2 protein-coding genes are annotated in these 954 nt (G+C 60.5%); both read left to right on the top strand.

All coding sequences use genetic code 11. The annotated features are described in order from the left end of the window. The first annotated feature begins 23 nt into the window (after positions 1–23). Complete coding sequence (locus tag AOA61_RS21210) at positions 24–440, top strand: phage tail terminator-like protein (RefSeq protein ID WP_099602670.1); 417 nt, start codon at positions 24–26, stop codon at positions 438–440. A gap of 73 nt (positions 441–513) precedes the next feature. Beyond that, the coding region (locus AOA61_RS21215) for a phage tail tube protein (RefSeq protein ID WP_099602669.1) at positions 514–954 on the top strand (441 nt) is incomplete at its 3' end.

Raw genomic sequence — 954 nt, forward strand, 5'->3', positions numbered from 1 at the left:
GAGGCCATCAGGAACAACCAGGTATGAGTCACGCAATCATCGCCTCGATCTGCGAGGCAAAGCTCATCGCCTGGAACGCTGTCAGGTCGGAGAAGCTGAAGATCGTCTTCGAGAACACGGCCTACACGCCGGCGGCGGGCGAGACGTATCTGCGGGCTTTCACGATCCCGGGCGACACTGCGAGCAACACGCTCGGGGGCGATCACCGGCTGTTCACCGGAGTATTCCAAGTGAGCATTATCGCGCCGGTCGGCACCGGCAAGGCCAAGACTAATCCAATCGCATCAGAACTGACCGACCTGTTCCCTCTCTACGCGCGGGACACGAAGGGCGCGGTTACCGTGGTGACAATGTCGCCAGTTGACCAAGGGCCAGGCATCACTGGCGCTTCGACCTACACCGTCCCGGTCTCGTTCTTGTACCGAGCCGACACCAACTGATCCCGCCCATTGGGCAAACCCAGAGACCCGCCATTGAGCGGGTTTTTTCACATCTGCAAAGAGGAAATACCCCATGGGCTACAAACTCCCGAACGGCGGCACCTTCCAGCACGCCGCAACCTACGGCGCGGCACTGGCGTTCGCTGCCATCAGCAATGCGAGCGAGGCGGTGGCTACTGTTGTCGGCGGCACCATTGCTGCTGGCGATATCGTTTTGCTCACTTCCGGCTGGAGCAAACTGGATAGCAAAGTGGTGCGCGTGAAGGCGGCCACCGCCACGGCTATCACCCTGGAAGGTATCGACACCACCGATACTCAGGTTTTCCCGGCGGCAGGCGGCGCAGGTACTATGCGCAAGGTGCTGACCTGGGTGCAGATCCCGCAGATCTCGGACGTGGCCTTCTCCGGCGGAGAGCAAAACTACCTCGACGTGGTTTTCCTCGAAGATGACCAGGGCAAGCAGATCCCCACCGACAAATCAGCGGCAAGTATGGTGCTCACCATCGCCGATGAC

Source organism: Pseudomonas sp. 2995-1, from assembly GCF_002742505.1.
Classification (GTDB): domain Bacteria; phylum Pseudomonadota; class Gammaproteobacteria; order Pseudomonadales; family Pseudomonadaceae; genus Aquipseudomonas; species Aquipseudomonas sivasensis.

What these genes read in the sequence shown, in the direction of transcription:
- AOA61_RS21210 (WP_099602670.1), top strand. Translation starts at nt 24, where the DNA reads ATGAGTCACGCAATCATCGCCTCGATCTGCGAGGCAAAGCTCATCGCC.